Here is a 22,097-nt window from a genome sequence, read left to right as displayed (position 1 = left end):
AGTCCTTACTCCTCTCCGGGTACGAAGATCATTTCGATCGTCATGCCGAACAGGCGTGCGATCTTGAACGCCAGCGGCAGACTCGGATCGTATTTCCCGGTCTCGATGGCATTGACGGTTTGCCGCGATACATCCAGCTTTTGCGCGAGGTCGGCTTGCGACCAGCCGCGCTCAGCGCGCAATTCACGCACAAGGTTATTCATGTCGTTCGATGCTTTGGGCAGTGGGGCGCATGTTCAGTGGTGGCGCAGCCGGCGTTTGAACCATTGCCTCAGGGCAACCACCAGCCCCAGCGCGAGCAGGCCTATCCCGGTGCCATAAATGAAACCCAGGCCGAAACCGTCCAGCCCCGGCGGGTGCATCAACGCCATCACGAGCACGACGGCACCAATCAGCACAAAGCGCAACCACAGCCAGACATTCGTGCCATCGTCACACGACATGACCCCGCCATAGCCCCGCAGCACCCACCAGCGCGTAGCGCCATAGGTGAGCATCATCACGGGGAACACCCAGATCAGAATCGAGCCGTCGATCCTGAGGACGCCCGCGATGCTGAGAAACCCGCCCACCAGGCTCAGTGCCCCCACGACACCCATCGCAACGCCCAGCGCAATCAGGTGCGTGCGCTGTTCCAGTTCGTCGCTGGCGCGAATGCGCCGCGCCAGCTGAGCGAGCACATAGATAACCGGCAGCGCCGGCGCCACGCCCAGCAGCACCTTGAATGGATAACTGTCCGTGGTCCGGACCATCGGCCAGACGTACAGCAGGAAGGCGGAGTAGACCGCCATCGCAGCCAGCACCCGCCATTCGTATTGCTTTTGTGAAAAGCGCGTCATGAATCCCCTCCCAGGTCATGTAAAGCGTACTTGACACGAAGACTAGGCCTGATGCCCAGGCATGTCAAGCATGCTTTACAAAGTGGGAGTTATCGGCCGTAACGAGGGGTATCCCTGGACCAATCGCGTCACTTTTTGACGGCCCACCCGGGAACTTTCGTGACACGCATCACAGAATTTTCTGATTAAATGTCAACGTTCCCTGAAAAAAATGTAAGGCCTACGCTGGAAATTGGCGGGCCTTCAGGGGGGAATGTGATCCAAATCACGCTTTGGCCCGATTGTTGCTCAAGTCCGGTGCAAGGCGTGGGCCTGCCCGTGAGGGGGCGGGGAAACGCCCGGCCCACCGCACGCGCTTTACCGAACGCTGCAACCTTACCTAGACGATAAACAAGGAAACTCCGCAATGAAGAAAACCCTACTCGCCGCAGCGCTGGTCGCCAGCTTTGGCGTTATCGCAATGGCTCCGCGCATCGCCGGGGCTGCCGCTCCCGCTCCCGACGGCACCATCACGATCACCGGCAAGGTTGTCGCCAATACCTGCACGTTCAGCGTGGCTGGCGGCAGCGCCTCCAACACGGTTCAGTTGCCGGTGGTGTTCACGACGGCCCTGAATGCAGCCGGCAACGTTGCCGGTAACACGCCCTTCACCATCAAGGTGAGCGGTTGCGATCCGAACCTCACCAGCGTGCAGGAACAGTTCGGCGGTTCCAACATCAATGCTGCCGACGGCAACCTCAAGAACATCGCTACCGCTACTTCTCCGCAGACCGTCGCTAGCAATGTCGAAGTGCAGTTGCTCAGCGGCACCAGCGCGGTCATCAATCTCAACACCAATGCCAACTCGCCAGTGGGAACGCTCTCGAGTGGCGGCGTCACGTTGAGCTATCAGGCTCAGTACTACGCCACTGCCGCCGCTACCGCGGGCCTGGTGAACACGACCGTGACGTACACGACCCAGTATCAGTAAGTCGCGGAACGAGCGCGCTGCGGCAGGGCAATTTCTGCCGCAGCGTAGTTCGGACACGCTCCGTCATTCGTTGACCTTCGAGAGTCCTTCCATGAATACCCTCATCCGCGCTGTCCGCGCGGGCCTGATGTCCATGTGCCTCGTCGCCGGCGCTGCGAATGCCAGCGTGCTGATCGCAGGGACGCGTGTCGTGTTTCCGGCCCAGGATGGCGAAGTCACCGTGCGGCTGACCAATGACAACGCTCATCCGGCACTGGTGGAGGCATGGATCGACAATGGCGATCCCAAGTCCACGCCGGACAAGGTCAATGTGCCGTTTCTGATCACGCCTCCCTTGTTTCGTATGGAGGCGCACAAGGATCAGAGCCTGCGCATCATTTCCACGCCCGCACAGCTGCCCAGTGACCGCGAGTCGCTGTTCTGGCTCAACGTGCTTGAAATACCTCCCAAGCCCAGCGGAGAAGAAGCAGCCGGCAAAAACCTGTTGCAGTTCGCGATCCGCTCGCGCCTCAAACTTTTCTACCGTCCTGCGCATCTGCCCGGCGACGCGCAGAAAGCACCCGAACAGGTGACCTGGAAGGCCGTTGCCGATGGCCAAGGCTACGCACTGGAAGTGCGCAACCCCACGCCATACCACGTCACTATCGTCAAATTGTCGCTGGATGTCGGCGGCAAGTCGTACAGCGCCGACACTGGCATGGTCGATCCGCTCGGCATGCTGCACCTGAAAGTAAAGGGACTGACGGCGGCGCCGGCAGCGGGTACTTCCGTCGCCTATGACATCGTCAATGACTACGGCGCGACCGCCTCGTTCAAGGGCACCGTTTCGCCGTGACGCATCGCCGGCACACATTTCATGGGGCGGGTCCAGCGCCTAAACATGGTGTGTGTCGCCAGATTTTGCTTTGCGTGGGCATTGCTGCCGCACTAAGCAGCTGGACGAGCGCTTTTGCTGCTCCCGCTGCCGCATCACCCGACGCATCCGCGGCTGCAGCCGCCAACGGTGCGGATGCCAGCGCCAGCAGCGGCTTTGCCGATTTCGATCGCAGCCTGCTCGCTGGTGCCGGACAGAACACCACGGACCTTTCCCGCTTCGAGCACGGCAACCCCGTGCTTCCAGGCAGCTACAACGCGGACGTCTATCTCAATAACGTCTGGGTTGGCCGCAGCGACGTACGTTTCGCCGCCACGTCCGCGAATGCCAGCGCCATGCCGTGCATCGACCGGCGGTTGCTCGACCAATTGGGTCTGCACCCGGCGAAGCTGTCTGCCGAGACCGTTGCCAGCCTGAGCGACCCGAAGACCTGCGTGAGCATGGGCAGCCTGATCCAGGGGGCGACCATGGCATTCGACATGACGCAGCTGCGTGTCGATGTCAGCGTGCCGCAGGCTTACCTGGGCCAGGTGGCGCGTGGCTACGTCAATCCGGAATACTGGGACGCCGGCGTGCCGGCAGCCCTGCTGAACTACAACTTCAACAGCTACCGCAGCCGCAGCCAGGGCCAGACGCAGACCACGTCGTATCTGGGGCTAAACAGCGGCCTGAATCTCGGCCCCTGGCATTTCCGCGAAGACGCCACCGCCAACTGGGAATCGGGGGCCGCCGGTGCGCCGGCGCGCAGTCAGTGGCAAAACATCAACACCTACGTACAGCGTGACCTGTCTTCACTGCGCGCGCAGCTGACGATCGGCGACAGCTTTACGGATGGCGCCGTCTTCGACAGTTACGGTATCCGCGGCATACAACTCGGTACCGACGATCGCATGCTGCCGCAGTCGCTGCAGGGCTACGCTCCAGTAGTGCATGGCGTGGCCCAGACCAATGCCAAGATCACCGTGCGGCAGAACGGCGTGGTGATCTACGAGACCACCGTGTCACCCGGTCCGTTCACGCTCAGCGACCTTTATCCCACCGGTTACGGCGGTAGCCTGCAGGTTACGGTGACGGAGGCAGACGGTCGTGTGAGCACCTTCGCCGTACCTTACGCCTCGGTGGCGCAACTGTTGCGCCCCGGCATCACCCGCTTCGACATCGCCGTCGGCCAGCTGCGTGATGCGACGATCCAGGACAAGCCGGCCGTGGTGCAGGCCACCGTGCAGCACGGTTTCAACAACCTGCTGACGGGATATGCCGGCATCGCAGGCTCACAAGGCTATGGCGCGCTGCTGGCGGGCGCCGCGATCAATACGCGCTATGGCGCATTGGCAATGGACATCACCCAGGCCGACGCCCATATCCCGGGTTACTCGACGCAGTCGGGCCAGAGTGTGCGTTTGACCTACAGCAAGATCATCCCGTCGACAGGAACGACCCTGTCGGTTGCCACCTATCGCTATTCCACCGGCGGCTTTCTCAGCCTGACCCAGGCCGAACAAGCTCGCGATTACGCGCGCCAGGGCATCAATGCCTTCGATGTCGTGCCACAGCAGATCGTGCCGACGATCGATGGCGTGCCGGCGCAGAGCGTATTGACGCCCGCCCAGCAGGCCGCCCTCACGGGAAGCGCGTTCACCACCAACCCGATCCTCTCCGCCACCGGAGTGGAACGGCAGCGCAGCAATTTCACGCTCTCGCTCAACCAGTCCTTGGGGCACAACGGCGGCTCGTTCTACGCCAACGTGTCCGCCAGCGACTACTGGAATCGCCGCGGCAACGACACGCAATTTCAGGTCGGCTACAACAACCACTTCCACCAGCTCACCTACAGCCTGTCCGCGACACGCTCGGTGGACCCGCTGGGCCACTACGACAACGAGTACTTCGTGAGCGTCTCGTTGCCGCTGGGTCGCAACACGCACTCCCCGACCTTTACGCTCAACGTCAGTCATGATCAACAAGGTGGCTCGCAGGATCAGGCGATGCTCAACGGCACGCTCGGCAGCGATAGCCAGTTCAACTACAGCGCCGCGGCGACGCACAGCAGCGATGGCGGCGGCAATGCCGGCTCGGTGAACGTGGGCTACCGCAGTCCGTATGCGGTGTTCAATGCCAGCTATGGCGATGGCAGCGGCTACTCGCAGGCATCGGTAAACGCGAGTGGTTCGGTGATTGCGCACCCCGGCGGTGTCACGTTCGGCCAGCCGCTCGGCGACACCGTGGGTATCGTGTATTTGCCAGACGCCGCCGGCGCACGCCTGGCCAATGCCCCCGGCGCACGCGTGGATCGCTTCGGCTATGCGGTGGTGCCGTACCTGACGCCTTACCAGCTAAATACCATCCAGATCGATCCCAAAGGATTGCCGCTGGACGTGCAACTCGATGCCAGCAGCGCGCAGGTCGTACCCTATGCTGGCGCAGTGGTGATGCTGAAATTCAAGACCGAAAACGGTCGCACGCTCATTGTGCGTGCGCGCCTCAAGGACGGCGAGGCGTTGCCATTCGGTGCCGAAGTGTTCAACGAGAAGGGTTTCTCGCTGGGTGTCGTGGGCCAGGCTGGACAGATTCTGCTGCGCGGTGTCGATCAGGCTGGCCGACTGACCGCGCGCTGGCAGGACGATAATGGAGCGGCACAGTCGTGTTCGTTCGATTATCGGCTCGCGCCCAAAGCCAAGCACAAACAAACGACGGTGGGCTACGAACAGATGAGCGTCACATGCACGAACCCTGGCGCCGACGCACTTGTTTTGAGGGACGGCACATGAAATACGCCACATTTGCCTCGCCTCTCGCAAGACGAGTCACCGCACTAGTGCTAGCCGTTGGCCTGTTGTCGCCCACGATCTGCTCTGCGTTTGTCATCAATACCTCATCGGGCGGCAAAACCGGACATGCTCACGTCTTGGCCGCCCAGGTCGCGGGCGGCCAAGCCCCCGCGTGCAGCGCAACACCGACCAGTGCTGCCATTACCTTGCCGTCTACCATCAGCATTGCGCCGGGCACGGCCAACGGACTGATTGGCAGTGCGGCGTCCGTAACGGTAGACGTCGATTGCTATACGGCCTTTTTGTTGACGCCGAACTATTACGATGACTTCACGGTACTGGCCGGCCAACTGGCAACCATCGACTCGACAAATGCCTCTCCCAGTGGAAGCGGCATCATGTTCCAGACCAGCGTGCCGGGCATCGATGTGTTGCTCACCGCGACGCCTGCCCAGGCGAGCAGCGGCAGCAATGGACCCAATGGCACCACCGGATGGGCCGTACAAACCAGCAATTGCACTTCAGCAGGTGGAACCAACAACAATCCCGGAAGTTGCAGCCCGAACCCTGTTGCAGCCAAATTTACCGCTCAGCTGGTCAAAACCGGCCCGGTGAGTCCAGGCACCATAAGCAGCATCCAGCTGCTGCAGCTTTTCGATTCCGATAGTGTCCCCGCCAACCCCCCGAAAGATGGCCCGACAACGACGTACAGCAGCGCCTCCGTTTCCTTCGCCACGGTGACGTTGAACGCTATCACCGTATCCATGAGCACCTGCAGTGTCGTCGCAGGCTCAAGCAATCTCAGCGTCGCATTGCCAACGATAGTCAGCAACGCATTGCCGACAACCGGCTCCGTGGCGGGCAAGACGTCTTTCAACATCCAGTACACCTGCCCGTCAGGCTGGTCGCTCTACATGACAATGAGTACGGCCAATCCTGGAACGGCAACCGGCGTGATCCTGCCATCTGCTTCCTGCTCGGCGGGCACACCAGCGACGAATGTCGGCATTCAACTGCTGCAAAGCAATCAGCAGGCCGTGCAATTCAATACTGCGCAATCGGTCGGCAACTCGCCCAATGGCGAGCTTACGCTCCCCTACTACGCGCAATACTACGCAACCGGCTCGCCAATCAGCGCAGGTCAAGTCTGTGGCACTGCCACGTTTACTATGTCTTATCAGTAATAGTCGGCATGCGGAATGATCGGCGGCATGCTGAGCGCACAACTAAGGCTCAAGTTTTCCTCACCGCGTACCGATAAATCCCAAGCATCACTCATAGGTCTGCGTTAGCAACACCGGATCCGCCGAGCTGGGCTGGGCGGCGCGAACATAATTGGCGAAGTACTTGAGCACCCGGTCGGATTCCGAACCGGACAGATGCACGACGTCGACGTCGTAGGGCCGGGACGCATTCGCTACTGCACCCGTAGTCGTTGGTTCAGAACAGCTTCGCTGAAGCGACGGATGCGTCTGCGCAGCGCTGACGACCAGACTCACGTCGTCATGCATGCCCGCAACACTGCACGTCGGCTCTACCACAGCGCCGACGAAGGTGATTGTTCCGCCTTCGATCGTTCCGCCACCGCTTGCCTTCGCGGCAGATGACGCGAACATCATCGCGACTGAACAACTTGCCAAAACAAACCAGTGCGGCCCACGCATAATGCTGCCCTCCACCGGCGCCCACGCGTATCGCGGGTACCTGTATAGGCACCATCGGCCGCGGCGCACCGGCCTTAAGAGGCTCCGCCGACTCCAGTGATGAAATTGAGAAATGCATCACACTCTTCGTGTGATTTGGCCGTCAGAAGATTTGCGCGCGAGGGCAATGCCGGCAATTGTGTTGGTGGCGTGAATTCCTTGTGAAACAATTGGTTATCGGCAACTTCTTGCCACTGAAAGATGCGTTGGCAAACCGTCGCGGTAAACATCGACATCCGACCGCACTTCACCACGGCTCAAGGGCAGTTGAACCGTCGCGAGACAACGTTTTTAGCTCCAACGCGTCATGACGATGACGTTTGCGCAGGACTGTCATGTCCCGCACTTCCCTTATCGGCAAAATTTCGACGCGCTTTAGGCCCGATGAAGAACTTTCACGCCCATGCTCAGCGGGACGAGATGTACTTCTCGCGGCGAATCTGCGGAATCGGCAGACCGAATTCCTTCAGCGCATTGAAAGCGGCATCGACCATGTTGGGATTGCCGCACAGATAAGCGATGTCACGCTGAGCGGCAGGCGCCAATTCAGCCAGCACGCTCTGCACGTGCCCCTGACGATCATGGGGACGCGGCACGGCACGCGGCTGCCGACTCAGGCAACCATGAAACGTGAAGCCTGGGTTTGCCTGCGCAAACGCTTCGAATTCCTCGCCGTAAAGCAGTTCCGTTTCATTGCGTGCGCCATACAGAAGCACGACCTCGCGCTGGCCGTGCGCCAGCAGCTTCTCGAACTGAGGAAGCATCGCGCGATAGGGCGTGACGCCGGTGCCGGTCGCCAGCAGCAAATAACGCGGGTGCGTATCGGAGTCCTGCAGGCAGAAGCGCCCGTAGGGGCCACTCGCCTCGATCGTGCCGCCGATCTCCAGGCCGCTCAGCAGCTTGGTGGCCGCGCCGCCGTCCACATAACTCACCGCGATCTCGATGCGCTGAACCGGCGAGCCTCCATCGCCCACGCTGGCGACCGAGTAGCTGCGCTTGGTGGCGGTGCCGTCGTCGTAATGAAAGTGGATCTGCAGGAACTGCCCGGGAATGAAGGCCAGGGGCTGCCCGTCGACGCGCTCGAACACCAGGTGCCGCACGGTGGAGGCCAGCATGCGGCTGTCGACGAGGCGTAGGGTGAAGTGTTCGGCCATGCGGATTTCCCGGAGAAACAGTGAGTGCGCCGGGATGAACCGGTCGGCTGGACAAGGCCCGCTATAATAAAGGGCTAGCCCCCACGGTGCAGCTCATGTCCCCCTCCCCCGCGCTTGTCGTCGAAAATCTGCGCAAAACCTACGGCAACGGCGTCCAGGCACTCAAAGGCATCAGCCTGACGGTGCAGCCTGGCGATTTCTTTGCGCTGCTGGGCCCCAACGGCGCCGGCAAATCCACGCTGATCGGCATCCTCTCCTCGCTGGTGAACTCCACCGAAGGCGATGCGCGGATCTTCGGCGTGTCCGTCAACAAGCAGCGCAATGAAGCGATGAAGCTGATCGGCCTGGTACCGCAGGAGATCAACTTCAACCAGTTCGAGAAACCGTTCGACATCTGCGTGAACGAAGCCGGCTTCTACGGCATTCCGCGCAAGATCGCCGCCGAGCGCGCCGAGAAATACCTGAAAGAGCTGCGCTTGTGGGACAAGGCGCAGGATCAGGCACGCATGCTCTCCGGCGGCATGAAGCGCCGACTGATGATCGCGCGCGCGATGATGAACGAGCCGCGCCTGCTGATTCTCGACGAGCCCACCGCGGGCGTGGATATCGAGATACGCCGTTCGATGTGGCAATTCATCAGCGGCATCAATGCCGCCGGCACCACGGTGATCCTCACCACGCATTATCTGGAAGAAGCCGAGCAGCTTTGCCGCAACATCGCGATCATCGATCACGGTAGCATCGTGGAGAACACCACGATGAAGAACCTGTTGTCCAAGCTGGACGTGGAAACCTTCGTGTTCGATGTCACCGACCTGCCGAACACACTGCCTTCCCTGCCCGGCATCAGCTTTCGCTGTGTCGACGAGCACACGCTGGAAGCTGAGATGCCGCGCACGCAGCCCATGAACACCTTGTTCGATGCCTTCGGCACGCATGGCATCACCGTCACGTCGATGCGCAACAAGACCAATCGCCTGGAAGAGCTGTTCGTGCGACTCGTCGAAAACGGCCGGCAAGAGCTGAGCAAGGAGAAAGTAGCGTGAGCAATATGTCCGGCAACCTTGTCGCCCTGCATACGATCGTACGTCGCGAAATCGTGCGCATCATGCGCATCTGGACGCAGACGCTGATTCCTCCGGCGATTACGATGACGTTGTATTTCGTGATCTTCGGCAAGCTGATCGGCAGCCGCATCGGCACCATCCAGGGCGGCTTCAGCTACATGCAATACATCGTGCCGGGGCTGGTGATGATGAGCATCATCACCAACAGCTACGGCAATATCTCCAGCTCGTTCTTCGGCGCGAAATTCCAGCGCTCCGTGGAGGAGATGTTGGTGTCGCCGATGCCGAACTGGGTGATCCTGCTCGGCTACGTGACCGGCGCCGTGGCGCGCGGCCTTGTCGTCGGCGCCCTGGTTCTGCTGATCGCCCTGTTCTTCACCAAGTTGCAGGTGGCGCATCCGCTGATCACCTTCCTGTCGGTGCTGTTCGGCGCCACGATCTTTTCGCTGGCCGGCTTCGTGAATGCGATTTACGCGAAGAAGTTCGACGACATCGCACTGGTGCCGACCTTCGTGCTTACTCCGCTGACCTATCTGGGTGGCGTGTTCTACTCGATCAGCATGCTGGGCGAACCGTGGCAGGCCATCTCGCGCATCAATCCGATCCTGTACATGGTCAATGCATTCCGCTACGGCGTGCTCGGGATCAGCGACGTACAGGTGGGCATCGCGTTCGTGGTGATGCTGGGGTTCGTGATCGGGCTGTCGATCGTCGCGCTGAATCTGCTCAAGCGCGGCGTCGGTCTGCGTTCGTGACCTTCTCCGACATGCCGACGGCCCGCGGCGGTAGCGGCCTGCCAAGGTTCTGAACCATGCGCGTCAATAAATACATCAGCGAGGCAGGCATCTGCTCCCGCCGCGAGGCGGACGAGCTGTTGCTTGCCGGGCGCGTCACCATCAACGGCGAAGTCGTAAGCACGGGCGCCAAGGCGCTCGAAGGCGACGAGGTTCGCGTCGACGGTGAAATCGTGCGTGCGCGCATCCTCGCCAGCACGCCTTCGGCCAAGCGTGCCGTCTACATCGCGCTGAACAAGCCGGTGGGCATTACCTGCACCACCGATCAGAGCGTTGACGGCAACGTCATCGACTTCGTCGACCATCAGGAACGCATCTTCCCGATCGGGCGGCTGGACAAGGATTCCGAAGGGCTGATCCTGCTCACCAGCAATGGCGATATCGTCAACGAGATCCTGCGCGCCGAGAATCATCACGAGAAGGAATACCTGGTCGCGGTCAACAAGCCCGTTACCGATGAATTCCTCGCCGGCATGGCGCGCGGCGTTCGCATCCGTGGACAGATGACCAAGCCCTGCCGCACGCGCAAGATCGCCAAGTTCGGCTTCGGCATCGTGCTGACGCAGGGATTGAACCGGCAGATCCGCCTGATGGCCGCGGAGTTCGGTTATCGCGTGACGCAATTGCGCCGCGTGCGCATCATCAACGTCAAACTCGGCCATCTGAAACCGGGCCAGTGGCGCAACCTCACCGATGCCGAGCTGAAAGGTCTGCTACCGCACCGCACACAGTGGTGAGATCAATGCCGCTTGCGCAGCGGCACGTCCTCGAGCAGCCACGCACACGCGAACGCCAGCATGATTACGCACGCGGCAACCAGATACACCATGTGCAACGCGCCGCCGAAAGCATCGAGATAAATGTGGCGTACTGCGTCCGGCAAGTGATGCACGCCTTGCGGTCCCATCGAATGCGGTAGCACAGCATTGCGCGGAATGGTGTCGGCCAACTGGGTGTGCAAGCGGTTGGTAAACAAGGCGCCGAAGGCCGCCACGCCGATCGAGCCGCCGATGGAACGGAACAGCGTCGCCCCCGACGTCGCTACGCCCATATGCTTGAATTCCACGGTGTTCTGCACGGCCAATATCAACACCTGCATCACCATGCCCAGCCCCATGCCGAGCAGGCAAATATACAGATAGAGCAAGGTGACCGATGTGTCGTTGTCGAGCGTCGCGAGCAGCCCCATGGCCAGGCATGCGATCAGTGTGCCTGTGATCGGAAATATCCGGTATTTGCCGATCTTGCTGATGAGCCGCCCGCTCACGATCGATGTCAGCATCAGGCCGCACATCATCGGCAGCAACTGCATGCCCGCTTCGGATGGTGTGGAGTTCTTCACTACCTGCAGATACAACGGAAGAAAGGTCATCGAACCGAACAGCGACGTGCCGATGATGAAGCCGATCAGGCAGCACAACAAAAACGTGCGCTCCTTGAACAAGTGCAACGGAATGATCGGTTCGGACGCGTTGCTCTCTTCATAGATGAACCCGCCCAGCGCGATGAGGCCGAATATCAGGGTGAACCACAACTGCGCCGAATCCCACGGCAGCACGACACCGCCCTGCGATGTGAAAAGGATGATGCAGGTCAGCGCCGTGGCCAGAAAGCCGGCGCCCATGTAGTCGATCTCGTGCTTCACGTGCGCGGTGTGCGGCTTGAAGACGGCACCGATCACCAACAGCGCCACGATGCCGAGCGGAAGGTTGATGTAGAAAATCCAGCGCCAGGAAAGATGTTCCACCAGGAAACCGCCGATCAGCGGACCGATGACTGTCGCCAGACCGAAAACGCCGCCGAACATGCCTTGATAGCGGCCACGCTCGGCCGGCGGAATCACGTCGCCGATCGCCGCCATCGTCACAACCAGCAGACCGCCGCCGCCCAGGCCTTGCAGCGCGCGCATGAGGATCAGCTGCGTCATGTCCTGCGCGAGGCCGCACAGTATCGAGCCGCCCAGAAACAGCAGGATGGCGGCCTGTAGAACAATCTTCCGGCCGAACAGATCGCCGAATTTGCCGTAGAGCGGCACCACGATCGTCGAGGTGAGCAGATACGCGGTGACGACCCACGAGAGATTCTCCAGGCCGCCCAGCTCGCCCACGATGGTCGGCAGCGCGGTCGACACGATGGTCTGATCCAGCGCCGCCAGCAGCATGACCAGCAACAATGCCGAGAACAGCAGCCTGATCGGCGGATGCTCGTGCGCGTGCGCACGCGGCTGCTCCACAGCCGTCCGGGAATGTTCCGCGTGCATTGGCGTATCGGCGCTCATGATCGGGGCCCGTTGAAATTAATTAATTGCTTGATTAATATATAGTGCACCGTACAGTTCAGTCAATGGACCGGATGACCATGGCGGCACCCACTGCCAAGAAACTTCCCGCACCCAAGCCGAAAGCTGCGTCGCGGCGTTCGTCCGGGCCGCGCCGTCCTGGCCGGCCTTCCGGCTCCGCCGCTGGCCCGGAACAACGCAATCGCCTGCTCGATACGGCACTGAACTTGTTCGCACGATATGGCATCGCCGACACGCCGCTGTCGGCGATCGCGCGCGAAGCCGGCGTCACGCCGGCGATGCTGCACTACTACTTCAAGACGCGCGATCAGCTGCTGGACGTGCTGATCGACGAGCGCATCCAGCCGCGTCGCGCAGAGATCGGCAAGACGTTCGACGTGCACGCGGGCGATCCGGTCACGGTGATCACACGACTCGCGGAGCGGTTGATGCAGACCGCCACCGAACACCCATGGTTTCCCGGACTATGGATGCGCGAGGTATTCAGCGACAACGGTTTGCTGCGCCAGCGCATGGTGAAGCGCTACGGCAGGCTGCATCACCAAGCCACTATCGATTGCCTCACACAATGGCAGGCCGAGGGTCGCATCAATCCCGATATCGAACCTTCGCTGTTGTTCATGTCGATTTTCGGCCTGACGGTTGTGCCGCTCGTTGCTACCAAGTCGTGGGGCAAGGATGTTCCCGGCATGACATTGAGCGCCGCGGATATCGCCCGCCATGCAGTCGCCTTGATCTCGCACGGCATTACACCCTGCAAGTAATTCGATCGCGCCTCGCTATCGTTCGCAAAAAAGCCCCGACCGATATCGGCCGGGGCTTTTGCAAGTGACAACGTCAAATGCTCATTGCGCGTTCAATTGAACCTGACCCAGCACGAACGAGGTTTCCGCACCATTGCGCGGACGCTCCTTGCCCGTGAACTTCAGGGTGAAGGTCTGGCCGATCAACGAGCTCACATTCACCGATTCGGCCACATAGCCCGATGAGGCATTGAGGTTGGAATAGGTTGCCAGCGTGGTCGCCACGCCGCTGCTGTTGATGGCCTGCACGGTCAGCGTGTCGATGGCGCTGGACGATGTCTCGGTCGTATCGATATGCAGCTCGTACTGCAGCGTCGCCGTGGCGTGACCCGACGGAATCGTCACCGACTGCGACACCGTATCGGTATGCGACACGGTGTAGCCATCCAGCCACATGAACCAGTTGCCCGTGTACGGGTTCTCGCCCTGGCAGTAATACGCGCTGCTGCTCTGGTTGCTGCAGAGCACGCCCGAGGTCTCCGTCCACGATGTGCCGTTGGTGAAGGTCGGGTTCTTGATGACCTGCACCGGCGTGCTGCCGCTCACCGTCACCGACTGGCTTGAGCTGTTGGTGGCACCGGTGTTATCGGTCACCGACAGCGAGACGGTGTAGGTACCGGCCGCCGTGTAGGTATGCGAGGGACTGGCCGAGGTGGAAGTGCCGCCATCGCCGAAGTTCCACGAGTACGACGTAATCGTGCCGCCGGTATCCGTCGAGGTGTTGGTGAACGCCACGGTCAGCCCGCTCACGCTGTCGGTGAAGCTTGCAACCGGGTGGCCGCCCGAACCGGAAGATACCGTCACGGAACCTGTCTTGGTGTTGGTGGCACCGGTGTTGTCGGTCACTTCCAGCGACACCGTGTACGTGCCGGCGGCGGTGTACGTGTGGCTCGGACTCGCCGCAGTGGAGGTGCTGCCGTCACCGAAATTCCACGCATACGAGGTGATGGTGCCGCCGCTATCCGTGGAGGTGTTGGTGAAGCTCACCGTCAGTCCGCTGACGGTATCGGTAAAGTTGGCCACTGGATTGCCGGGCGAACTGCCACTGCCAGCAAGGCTCGACAGCTGGCTCACGATGGCGGTACCCCAACCGGTGGTGTAATCCCAACCCGTGGCTGCGTTCTCGCCGGTGCTTTCGCCGGAACTATCGTTATTGCCGGACGTGATGTCGTGGAACGACGCCGCGTAATTGGCGACCGACGATTGCGCCACCTTGTAGATCACCGGCGCCGCAAAACCGAGGCTGGTGCCGTTGGCCTGCAGCACGTGCGCCCACATGCCCACAGCGAGCGGAGCGGCAAGGCTGGTTCCGCCGATCTGCTGATCGGCCTGGCCGTCCACCGTGACCAGTGCGCCGCTGTCCGGGCTCGCGTCATACGCGATATCCGGCACGCCGCGATAGGTCTGGTTGGTGACGCCCACCACGCCCTTCTGCCAACTGGGAATCGGCTCGAACGTGCTGGGGCTGCCGCCGGTCGCACCTTCGCCTTCGCTGTTGTTGTTCCACACCGTTTCGCTCGACCAGGTCGTGGTACCGCTGGTGTACACCTCGGTGCCGCCCACGGACGTCACGTATTGCGAACTGGCCGGCCAGCTCGGCGTGAGCGTGCCGTTACCGCATTCGTCCGCACCCGAGTCGCCGGCGGAAACGAAGAAGGTCTGGCCCTGCGCAATAGCCTGCTTGAAGGTGGTGTCGTTCGATGCGGCCGCGCCGCTCGATTGCGCATCGGTTTCGCATTCGCCAAGCGAGACGTCGATCGCCTTGATGATGTTGTCCGACACCACTTGCGCGTAATCGGTCTGCAAGTCGGCATCCGTCAGCGAGGCGGCGACGTAGAAGTAATACTGGCTCACGCCGGTGAACGCGATGATGTCCTGGCTGTCCAGATCCCATTCGGCGTCGCCGCTGGTGTCACTGCCGCCCGTGCTGCCCTTGAGCGTAAGCGTGACGCCCGGATCGACCGACGCGACGTCGCTTTGCACATTGCTCATATCGCCTTCGGAGACCGACCCCACCGGCACCGAGGTGACGTTCGGCAATCCGCTCGCACCATAGATCGACACGAAATCGGACGGTTGATGTCCCACTGCCGAGCCACTCGCAAAGGGATGCGGCGTGTTGGCATGCGCCACATGGGGATTCAGCCGCTTGGCGAAAACATGCGCGGTATGCACGTTCTGCATGCCGAGCACCGCGTTGACCGATCCCTGCAGGCTGGCAGGAATTTGTATCGCACTGTTGTTGGCATAGGCGTCGCGGCCGTCGTGCGTCTTCACGTGCACGAAGCTCGTATTGAACGCGGCCTGCGCCGTATCGGCGTGGCCATCGGCTTGCACCAGCTCGTGATCGGGCGCGATCTGTACGTTGGTGAAGCCGGCCTTGGTCAGATAATCGGCCACGGCCTGTGCCTGCTCCGCCGTCGGTGCGTATTGCGCGTTGAACTGGTCCGAAGTCAGTGGCTTGAAGCCGGGCTTGGCCAGGTAACTGTCGAGTTGTTGCTCGTTACGCAACTTCAGCGTGACGACTACATGCATAGGCTGCGAGAAAGCCAACGGCCCCACCACCTGATCGCCGTTTCGCAAGGCGACCGCGGGATGCAGGCTCACCATCGCAGAGCTAGGTGCGGATACAGCAGCTGTATTGTCCGCCACTGGTTTCGCCACGACGTACACGGAGTTCATCGCGACTAGACCAAACGCGGCAATCAGCGTTTTCATGCGTAAATTGCTTGGCATTTCCATTCCCCAGGAATTTGGGGACGAACGACCCTCATGAGGTCGCGCGTACCCCATAACAGTAAAGTCGCGCTCGCGCGCGACGCCGTTTGTTTCACCAGATTGCCCAGCGACTCCCGAGTCCCGGCTGCTGCTGCTCCCCCTGCGTTCCCATTGCAGGCAGTGCCGACGCAACACTCAAACGACGCGCGATATACCAGGAAAGGTGACGTCGTTACGGAATCATTCGCCGCATGCTCCCACGACGAATGCAATCGAAACTATCTGTCGAACAAACCTTCGTCAAGTTGAAAAACAAGAACCTATTGGCAAAAACGCGCCATCACAAAATAGCCAAAAACAAGCGCTTTTTCTTCACAAAAATAAACGCGCGACAGGTTCTCATAAACTTGCTAAGTGATATCGATAGCAATGCGATGCGCAGCTTTTTGTGTTTCGTCACGACATTGTGAAACGCTTATTTATCTGCAACTTCCATATCGAGGCGATGTGAATGTGAAGAGGTGAATCACACGGCATTTTTCGCACGATGACCGTCAAGTCGTTGACGCAAGCGATCAGGAGTCCGCATAGCAAGGTTTGCGCAAGCAACCATCGCACGAAAGGTCATCAAGACTGCACGATGACTTCGCATTCGCACGATCCAAACTTTCATACGTTCGCTCGCACAACCCCGCGCATCGCGTCAAAAAGCATGAACGGATGCTGACGTGCCGCTCGACCCATCAGGTTTGGATGTGCACACCGAGCTCGGCAAGACGACGCAAACCATCCGGTGTCGGCAGCAAGGCGCGATTGCGATGGGCGCGCCGCAACCATCCCGCATCGATCATGGCGCCAGTAATCGCGACACCCAGCGGTCCGCCCAGATGCAAGCGACGCTCGGTCCAATCCAGACAGCCGCGTCCCCGCAAATGCAGGAGCTGTAGCGCCGGGGTTGCCTGCAAACCCGCTTGCACCAGGGCATCGGCCGCGTGCGGAAGCAGGCATATGCCTTCACTTTGCGTTAGCAGCCAACCTCGCTCCAGCCACGCCTCGCAGAGTGCTACGCCCAGTTGTCCGGCGAGATGTCGATAGCACGTACGAGCACGACACAACGCCGTGTCGCGGATCGCGGCGACGGGTACGGCGCGCGAGGCATGCGGCAATGCCATCGCTTCGAGCCACGCAGCGACATCATCGTTGGCCAGCCGGAAATAGCGATGCCTGCCCTGCTCGTGCAAACTCAGCAGACCTCCGTCGAGCAATCGCTTCAGATGCGCACTCGCGGTTGCGGCGCTGACGCCGGCGATCTTCGCCAGCTCGCCGGCGGGACGCATCGTGCCATCCATCAGTGCAAGCAGGATCGCCGCCCGCGCGGGCTCGGCAAGCAGCGCACCGAGCTCGGCAAGTTGGTAGCGGCTGAGCGGACTGGCTTCGGTCATGCGTGCAGTCTAACCGTCGAGCGCCGGGAACGCTTCGTCGCACGACGAAACGTTGCCTGGCGCAAGCCGATCTCGCACTCAGCGCTTTCGCGCGGCAGCTCGTCGTGCGGGCTGTTGCGTGTAGTCGCTCAACGCTGCGGCAAGATGATCGAACAAGGCTCGCGTGCGCGCACTGCGACGCAGATCTTCATGCATGACAACCCACGTATCCATGTGCAGCGCGAAACTGTCGGCGAATAGATGCACGAGCATGGGATCGCGGCGCGCCAGGCCGGTCTGGCAAACGCCGATGCCGTAGCCTGCGCGAATCGCAGCCAGCGCGGCCAGGTCGTTGTCGGTGCGCAGCGCAAAGTTTTCCCGCGCGTAAGGCATGCCCGCCGGGCGCATGCTGCGGATATATGCGGTTTCGCGATCGAAGCCGATCAGGGCATGCGCAGCGAGATCCGCGATAGTGCGCGGCTTTCCGTTCGCCTCGAGGTAGCGCTTGTGCGCAAAGATGCCCAACGCGATCTTGCCCACCTGTCGCGCCACCAGCGCAGCTTGCGTAGGCCGGACCATGCGGATGGCGATGTCGGCATCGCGGCGTAGCAGATCTTCCGCCTGGTTGGAAAGCGACAACTCGATCACGATGCCCGGATGCTGCTGCCGGAATGCGGCGAGGATGGGCGGCAGCACTTCGGCACCGATCACTTCGCTGGCGGTAATGCGCACCACGCCGGAGATCGCATCCTGCCGTGTGGATGCGGCACGACGCAGCGCCGCCGATGATGAGGCCATGGCTTGCGCATGCGGCACCAGTTCGTGCGCGAGATCGGTGGGCGCCAATCCTTGCGGCGAGCGTGCGAACAGCGGCACGCCCAGCGCCTCCTCCAGCTCCCGCATGTGGCGTCCGAGGCTGGGTTGCGTCATGCCCAGCGAACGCGCCGCGCCGGAAAGGCTCCCCTCGCGCATGACGGCGAGAAAGGATCGATAGAGCTCCCAGCCGGGTTCGGTCTTTGCCATGCATATTTGTATAGCAGATCTACATCATTAGGCAATTTTCTTTGGCCCTCTCCCGGCCCAGACTTTGTCCATCCCAAACGGAGAGCGACGACATGAACACCTCGAAGACGGCACTGGTGATCGGCGCCAACGGCGGCATCGGCCGCGAATCCTGCCTGGCCCTGAAGCGGCATGGCTGGCAGGTGCGCGCCCTGGTGCGCACACCGCCGGCGGACCGCAATGCCATGGGCATCAGCTGGATCAAGGGCGACGCGATGCATGCCGCCGATGTACTCGAAGCGGCCAAGGGCGCGAGCTTGATCGTGCACGCGGTGAATCCGCCCGGTTATCGCGGCTGGGACAAGGTGGTGTTGCCCATGCTGGACAACACCATCGAAGCCGCCAAAGCCGCGGGCGCGCGCATCGTGTTGCCCGGTACGGTTTACAACTACGGACCGGATGCCTTTCCGCTGCTGCGCGAGGAATCGCCGCAACATCCCACCACGCGCAAGGGCGAAATCCGTGTGGAGATGGAACGCAGACTCGCCGCGGCGGCGCGCATCGGCGTGCGCACGCTTGTCCTGCGTTGCGGCGATTTCATCGGCCCGCACGCGGGCAGCACCTGGTTTGCGCAGGGACTGCTGCAGCCGAACAAGCCGGTGAATGTCATGCGCTATCCCGGCCAGTACAGCATCGGCCACGCATGGGCGTATCTGCCGGACGTGGGCGAAACCATCGCGAAGCTGCTCGATCGGGAACACGAACTGGCGGACTTCGACGTGTTCCACTTCGGCGGCTATTGGCTGGATGGTCACGCCATGGCCGAGGTCGTGCGCCGCGCCGCCGACAATCCGCGCATGGCTTTGCGTCATTTCCCGTGGTGGCTGACGGCGTTGCTCGCACCGTTCATGGAAACGCTGCGCGAGTTGCGCAAGATGCGCTACCTGTGGAAAGGCCCGGTGCAGTTGGACGACAGCAAGCTCGTCGCGTTCCTCGGCGGCAAACCGTACACGCCGATCGATGAAGCCGTGCACACCACGCTCAAAGGCATCGGTTGTCTCCCGTCAGCGAGCCGGTCCGCGACAGCCGCCGTGTGAGTCGTGCATCACGTACCGCGCGGCTTGGCGCGGTGCGTGGGCGTCGCTGTCCAAGGATCGTCCGGCCAGGGGTGCTTGGGATAGCGCCCCTTCAGTTCCTTTTTGACTTCGGGATAGGTGCGCTCCCAGAAGCCTTTCAAATCCTGCGTCACCTGGATGGGACGTCCCGCCGGCGATAGCAGGTGCAAGGTGACGGGCACCTTGCCGCCGGCAACGCGCGGCGTATCGGCGAGGCCGAACAATTCCTGCAGCTTTACTGCCAACACCGGCGGCTCGCCTGGGCTGTATTCAAGCCGCCGCGCCTGTCCGCTGGGCACCGTCAGGCTGTCGGGAACCTGCGCATCCAGTTGCTTGCGTTGCTCATAGTCGAATTGCGTGGCGAGCGCCTGCGAGAGATCGTCTGCGGAGAGCGCATCGAGTTTGCGCTTGCCCTGCAGATACGGCGCCAGCCAGTCTTCGAGTGTGTCGAGCAAACGTGCATCGGAAACGTCGGGCAAGCCAAGCTCGGGCATCCACGTACCGAGAGACTGCATGCGCAGGCGCAAGCGTCGCGCCGATTCGCTCCACGGCAGTGCATCCAGTCCGCGATGGCGGATAGCCGCGAGCAGTGCGGGCACGGCGTCTTCTTCCTGCACGGGAACGCTGCGGCGCTCCAGCACGATGGCCGCGAAGCGGCGCTCCTCGAAGGCTTCCACCGCCGCCCGATCGTCGTTCCAGCGCACGCTACGCACACGCTGGAATTGATCCGGATAGTCGCTTTCCAACACGCGCGGATCGAAGGGTGCGGCGGAAAGAATCAGGCTGTCGCGCGCTTCGTGGCGCAGATCCAGCACAACCAGCCATGGTTCGCCCATCAGCGCGGTCTGTTCGTGCAGACGCGTGCCGCGTCCGTTGGCCAGGGTGTAGCGCAGCGGATTGTTTTCGTCCTGGCGCGCCAGGCGATCGGGAAACGCGTGCAGCAGGAGATCGCCGACGGCGTGACTGTGCGGCACGCCGCTCGCCGCAGTGCGCACGTCCAGACGACGACGCCATCCTTTGCTCGCCTGTTCGATCGCCGCGAGTGCCCCTGCATCCGCGCCGCCACCGTGCCCGGTCGCGCTGCGGCGATCGCGCCAGGCGTGCAAGGCGGCAACGCGAATACGGAAATCATCGCTGCGCGAGAGTTCGCCGCGCATCGGCGAGCGCGCTTCCATCAAGGCCAGCAGATCGGCAACCAGGGCGAGCAAGTTCTCCGGCGCGCGCAACGCGGCAGCACCGAGGCGCGGCGTGGCGCCCAGCTCGAGCATGCGGCGTGAGAGCGGCGTGATGCGCTGCTGCGCATCGAGCGCACCCAGGCGCGCCAGCAAGTCACGCGCCTGCGCCAGGGCGCCGGTGGGCGGCGGATCGAGCCATGGCAGTTCTGCGCTGCCCCAAGCGGCGAGTTCCAAGGCAAGGCCCGACAATTCCGCTTGTGCGATCTCCGCCGTACGCGACGGATCCAGGCGGCGGCTCTGCGCCCACAGCCGGTACGCCGCACCTTCGGCGACGCGACCTGCACGACCGGCACGTTGATCGGCCGACGCCTGGGAAATCGTCACCGTTTCCAGGCGCGTGAAACCGGAATTGGGATCGAAGCGCGGCTCGCGCGCCAGGCCCGTGTCGATCACCGCGCGGATGCCCGGCAGCGTAACGCTGGATTCGGCGACGTTCGTGGCGAGCACGATGCGTCGCATGCCTTTCTCCGCTGGCGACAAGGCGAGTTGTTGCTCGGCCAACGACAGTTCGCCATGCAGAGGCACGATTTCCACGTCGTCATGCTGCAGGCTCTGCGACAACACCGCTTGTACGCGAGCGATCTCCCTGCGTCCCGGCAGAAATGCCAATACGTCGCCGGAATTTTCATCGAGAGCCTGACGCGCGATGCGCGCCAAATGGTGTTCCACGCTTTCCTGCGTGCGTGCCGGCGGATAATCGATACGCACCGGAAAACTGCGCCCCGGACTGCTGATGCGCGGCGCGTCCAGCCATTGCGCAATGCGTTCGCCGTCCAGCGTGGCGGACATCACCACGATGCGCAGATCGGGACGCAAGGTGCTTTGGATATCCAACGCAAGCGCCGCACCGAGATCGCCGGCAAGATGTCGCTCGTGGAATTCGTCGAACAGGATGGCGCCGATGCCGGTGAGCTCTGGATCGTCCTGGATCAAGCGGGTGAGAATGCCCTCGGTGACGACCTCGATGCGCGTGGCCGCGCTGATTTTCGACTCGAAGCGAATGCGATAGCCGACCGTCTGCCCAAGCGGCTCGCCCCGTTGCTGCGCCATGAACTGTGCCGCCGCGCGCGCCGCGATACGACGCGGCTCCAGCATCACGATCTTTTTGCCTCCCAGCCACGGCTCGTCGAGCAACGCCAGCGGCACCTGGGTGGTCTTGCCGGCACCGGGCGGCGCTTCCAGCACCAGGCGAGGCCGTGAAGCCAGCGAGGTGCGGATGTCCTGCAGTATGGGGGTGATCGGAAACATCGGCGCATTCATGCGCGCGATGATAATGGCGCCGAGGTTGTTACCGCACTTGCGTCATGCATGCCTCGCAAGGAGGCATGCATGAAC

The 22,097-nt window shown here is 61.9% G+C and carries 18 protein-coding genes; 9 read left to right on the top strand and 9 right to left on the bottom strand.

What is annotated here, in order from left to right; all coding sequences use genetic code 11:
* Positions 1–5: 5 nt before the first annotated feature.
* Together DWU99_RS11835 and DWU99_RS11830 are read right to left on the bottom strand one after the other, a co-directional pair.
* Entirely contained in the window at positions 6–203 is a 198-nt protein-coding gene (locus tag DWU99_RS11835) for a helix-turn-helix transcriptional regulator (RefSeq protein WP_115478270.1), read from the bottom strand.
* 33 nt (positions 204–236) lie between these two features.
* Entirely contained in the window at positions 237–839 is a 603-nt protein-coding gene (locus DWU99_RS11830) for a hypothetical protein (protein ID WP_115478269.1), read from the bottom strand.
* Between the two features lie 406 nt (positions 840–1,245).
* Between DWU99_RS11830 and DWU99_RS11825 the strand changes: the two genes are divergently transcribed.
* The 4 genes from DWU99_RS11825 to DWU99_RS11810 all read left to right on the top strand — a co-directional run bounded on the left by DWU99_RS11825 (position 1,246) and on the right by DWU99_RS11810 (position 6,635).
* A complete protein-coding gene (locus DWU99_RS11825) occupies positions 1,246–1,809 on the top strand; it encodes a fimbrial protein (protein WP_115478268.1) in 564 nt (187 codons plus the stop codon).
* A 91-nt stretch (positions 1,810–1,900) separates the two neighbouring features.
* Positions 1,901–2,644, top strand: a complete 744-nt coding sequence (locus DWU99_RS11820; RefSeq protein ID WP_115478267.1) for a fimbrial biogenesis chaperone — start codon at positions 1,901–1,903, stop codon at positions 2,642–2,644.
* A gap of 50 nt (positions 2,645–2,694) precedes the next feature.
* Positions 2,695–5,451, top strand: a complete 2,757-nt coding sequence (locus tag DWU99_RS11815; protein WP_115478266.1) for a fimbria/pilus outer membrane usher protein — start codon at positions 2,695–2,697, stop codon at positions 5,449–5,451.
* Positions 5,448–6,635 (top strand): fimbrial protein, encoded by a 1,188-nt coding sequence (locus tag DWU99_RS11810; RefSeq protein ID WP_158543278.1) that lies wholly within the window; start codon positions 5,448–5,450, stop codon positions 6,633–6,635. Before DWU99_RS11815 ends, DWU99_RS11810 begins: the two co-directional genes overlap by 4 nt.
* A gap of 87 nt (positions 6,636–6,722) precedes the next feature.
* Here the strand turns inward: DWU99_RS11810 and DWU99_RS11805 are convergent, their stop codons facing one another.
* Together DWU99_RS11805 and DWU99_RS11800 are read right to left on the bottom strand one after the other, a co-directional pair.
* Entirely contained in the window at positions 6,723–7,115 is a 393-nt protein-coding gene (locus DWU99_RS11805) for a hypothetical protein (RefSeq protein WP_147292919.1), read from the bottom strand.
* A gap of 446 nt (positions 7,116–7,561) precedes the next feature.
* On the bottom strand, positions 7,562–8,308 hold the full coding sequence (locus tag DWU99_RS11800; RefSeq protein WP_115478263.1) for a ferredoxin--NADP reductase: 747 nt from the start codon (positions 8,306–8,308) through the stop codon (positions 7,562–7,564).
* Positions 8,309–8,403: 95 nt separating this feature from the next.
* Between DWU99_RS11800 and DWU99_RS11795 the strand changes: the two genes are divergently transcribed.
* From DWU99_RS11795 to DWU99_RS11785, 3 genes are read left to right on the top strand one after another with little or no spacing between them, the layout of a single operon-like run.
* On the top strand, positions 8,404–9,354 hold the full coding sequence (locus DWU99_RS11795) for an ABC transporter ATP-binding protein (protein ID WP_115478262.1): 951 nt from the start codon (positions 8,404–8,406) through the stop codon (positions 9,352–9,354).
* A gap of 5 nt (positions 9,355–9,359) precedes the next feature.
* The gene (locus DWU99_RS11790; RefSeq protein ID WP_115478504.1) at positions 9,360–10,130 is read left to right on the top strand and encodes an ABC transporter permease; all 771 of its coding nucleotides are present in this window, start codon (positions 9,360–9,362) and stop codon (positions 10,128–10,130) included.
* 56 nt (positions 10,131–10,186) lie between these two features.
* Positions 10,187–10,906 (top strand): pseudouridine synthase, encoded by a 720-nt coding sequence (locus tag DWU99_RS11785; protein ID WP_115478261.1) that lies wholly within the window; start codon positions 10,187–10,189, stop codon positions 10,904–10,906.
* Positions 10,907–10,908: 2 nt separating this feature from the next.
* On the opposite strand, the gene DWU99_RS11780 is transcribed toward DWU99_RS11785, so the two are convergent.
* Positions 10,909–12,447, bottom strand: a complete 1,539-nt coding sequence (locus DWU99_RS11780; protein WP_199535781.1) for an MDR family MFS transporter — start codon at positions 12,445–12,447, stop codon at positions 10,909–10,911.
* An 80-nt stretch (positions 12,448–12,527) separates the two neighbouring features.
* Here DWU99_RS11780 and DWU99_RS11775 point away from each other — a divergent pair, with 80 nt between their 5' ends.
* A complete protein-coding gene (locus DWU99_RS11775) occupies positions 12,528–13,232 on the top strand; it encodes a TetR/AcrR family transcriptional regulator (protein ID WP_199535780.1) in 705 nt (234 codons plus the stop codon).
* Positions 13,233–13,313: 81 nt separating this feature from the next.
* Here the strand turns inward: DWU99_RS11775 and DWU99_RS11770 are convergent, their stop codons facing one another.
* The 3 genes from DWU99_RS11770 to DWU99_RS11755 form a co-directional block, all read right to left on the bottom strand.
* Positions 13,314–15,989: a PKD domain-containing protein gene (locus DWU99_RS11770; RefSeq protein ID WP_158543277.1), complete on the bottom strand. Its 2,676-nt coding sequence runs from the start codon at positions 15,987–15,989 to the stop codon at positions 13,314–13,316.
* Positions 15,990–16,732: 743 nt separating this feature from the next.
* Positions 16,733–17,431, bottom strand: coding sequence for an ArsR/SmtB family transcription factor (locus tag DWU99_RS11760; protein WP_115478256.1), 699 nt, complete (start codon positions 17,429–17,431; stop codon positions 16,733–16,735).
* A gap of 78 nt (positions 17,432–17,509) precedes the next feature.
* Positions 17,510–18,433 carry a LysR family transcriptional regulator gene (locus tag DWU99_RS11755; RefSeq protein WP_115478255.1) on the bottom strand — a complete coding sequence of 308 codons (924 nt, stop codon included), beginning with the start codon at positions 18,431–18,433 and terminating at the stop codon, positions 17,510–17,512.
* Between the two features lie 92 nt (positions 18,434–18,525).
* Here DWU99_RS11755 and DWU99_RS11750 point away from each other — a divergent pair, with 92 nt between their 5' ends.
* Positions 18,526–19,509 carry an NAD(P)H-binding protein gene (locus tag DWU99_RS11750; RefSeq protein WP_115478254.1) on the top strand — a complete coding sequence of 328 codons (984 nt, stop codon included), beginning with the start codon at positions 18,526–18,528 and terminating at the stop codon, positions 19,507–19,509.
* Between the two features lie 8 nt (positions 19,510–19,517).
* Here the strand turns inward: DWU99_RS11750 and hrpB are convergent, their stop codons facing one another.
* Positions 19,518–22,010: an ATP-dependent helicase HrpB gene (hrpB, locus tag DWU99_RS11745; RefSeq protein ID WP_425476814.1), complete on the bottom strand. Its 2,493-nt coding sequence runs from the start codon at positions 22,008–22,010 to the stop codon at positions 19,518–19,520.
* Positions 22,011–22,097: the final 87 nt, after the last annotated feature.

This window comes from Dyella psychrodurans (assembly GCF_003363265.1).
Taxonomy (GTDB): domain Bacteria; phylum Pseudomonadota; class Gammaproteobacteria; order Xanthomonadales; family Rhodanobacteraceae; genus Dyella_B; species Dyella_B psychrodurans.
The sequence above is the reverse complement of the archived record's forward strand: the minus strand, read 5'-3'. Positions and strand labels throughout refer to the sequence as shown.

Excerpts from the sequence above, each read along its gene's own strand:
- DWU99_RS11825 (WP_115478268.1), top strand. The coding sequence starts at position 1,246 with ATGAAGAAAACCCTACTCGCCGCAGCGCTGGTCGCCAGCTTTGGCGTT.
- DWU99_RS11760 (WP_115478256.1), bottom strand. The coding sequence starts at position 17,431 with ATGACCGAAGCCAGTCCGCTCAGCCGCTACCAACTTGCCGAGCTCGGT.
- DWU99_RS11775 (WP_199535780.1), top strand. The coding sequence starts at position 12,528 with ATGGCGGCACCCACTGCCAAGAAACTTCCCGCACCCAAGCCGAAAGCT.
- DWU99_RS11800 (WP_115478263.1), bottom strand. The coding sequence starts at position 8,308 with ATGGCCGAACACTTCACCCTACGCCTCGTCGACAGCCGCATGCTGGCC.
- hrpB (WP_425476814.1), bottom strand. The coding sequence starts at position 22,010 with ATGTTTCCGATCACCCCCATACTGCAGGACATCCGCACCTCGCTGGCT.
- DWU99_RS11830 (WP_115478269.1), bottom strand. The coding sequence starts at position 839 with ATGACGCGCTTTTCACAAAAGCAATACGAATGGCGGGTGCTGGCTGCG.
- DWU99_RS11790 (WP_115478504.1), top strand. The coding sequence starts at position 9,360 with ATGTCCGGCAACCTTGTCGCCCTGCATACGATCGTACGTCGCGAAATC.
- DWU99_RS11770 (WP_158543277.1), bottom strand. The coding sequence starts at position 15,989 with ATGAAAACGCTGATTGCCGCGTTTGGTCTAGTCGCGATGAACTCCGTG.
- DWU99_RS11820 (WP_115478267.1), top strand. The coding sequence starts at position 1,901 with ATGAATACCCTCATCCGCGCTGTCCGCGCGGGCCTGATGTCCATGTGC.
- DWU99_RS11810 (WP_158543278.1), top strand. The coding sequence starts at position 5,448 with ATGAAATACGCCACATTTGCCTCGCCTCTCGCAAGACGAGTCACCGCA.
- DWU99_RS11755 (WP_115478255.1), bottom strand. The coding sequence starts at position 18,433 with ATGGCAAAGACCGAACCCGGCTGGGAGCTCTATCGATCCTTTCTCGCC.
- DWU99_RS11835 (WP_115478270.1), bottom strand. The coding sequence starts at position 203 with ATGAATAACCTTGTGCGTGAATTGCGCGCTGAGCGCGGCTGGTCGCAA.
- DWU99_RS11795 (WP_115478262.1), top strand. The coding sequence starts at position 8,404 with ATGTCCCCCTCCCCCGCGCTTGTCGTCGAAAATCTGCGCAAAACCTAC.
- DWU99_RS11805 (WP_147292919.1), bottom strand. The coding sequence starts at position 7,115 with ATGCGTGGGCCGCACTGGTTTGTTTTGGCAAGTTGTTCAGTCGCGATG.
- DWU99_RS11785 (WP_115478261.1), top strand. The coding sequence starts at position 10,187 with ATGCGCGTCAATAAATACATCAGCGAGGCAGGCATCTGCTCCCGCCGC.
- DWU99_RS11780 (WP_199535781.1), bottom strand. The coding sequence starts at position 12,447 with ATGAGCGCCGATACGCCAATGCACGCGGAACATTCCCGGACGGCTGTG.
- DWU99_RS11750 (WP_115478254.1), top strand. The coding sequence starts at position 18,526 with ATGAACACCTCGAAGACGGCACTGGTGATCGGCGCCAACGGCGGCATC.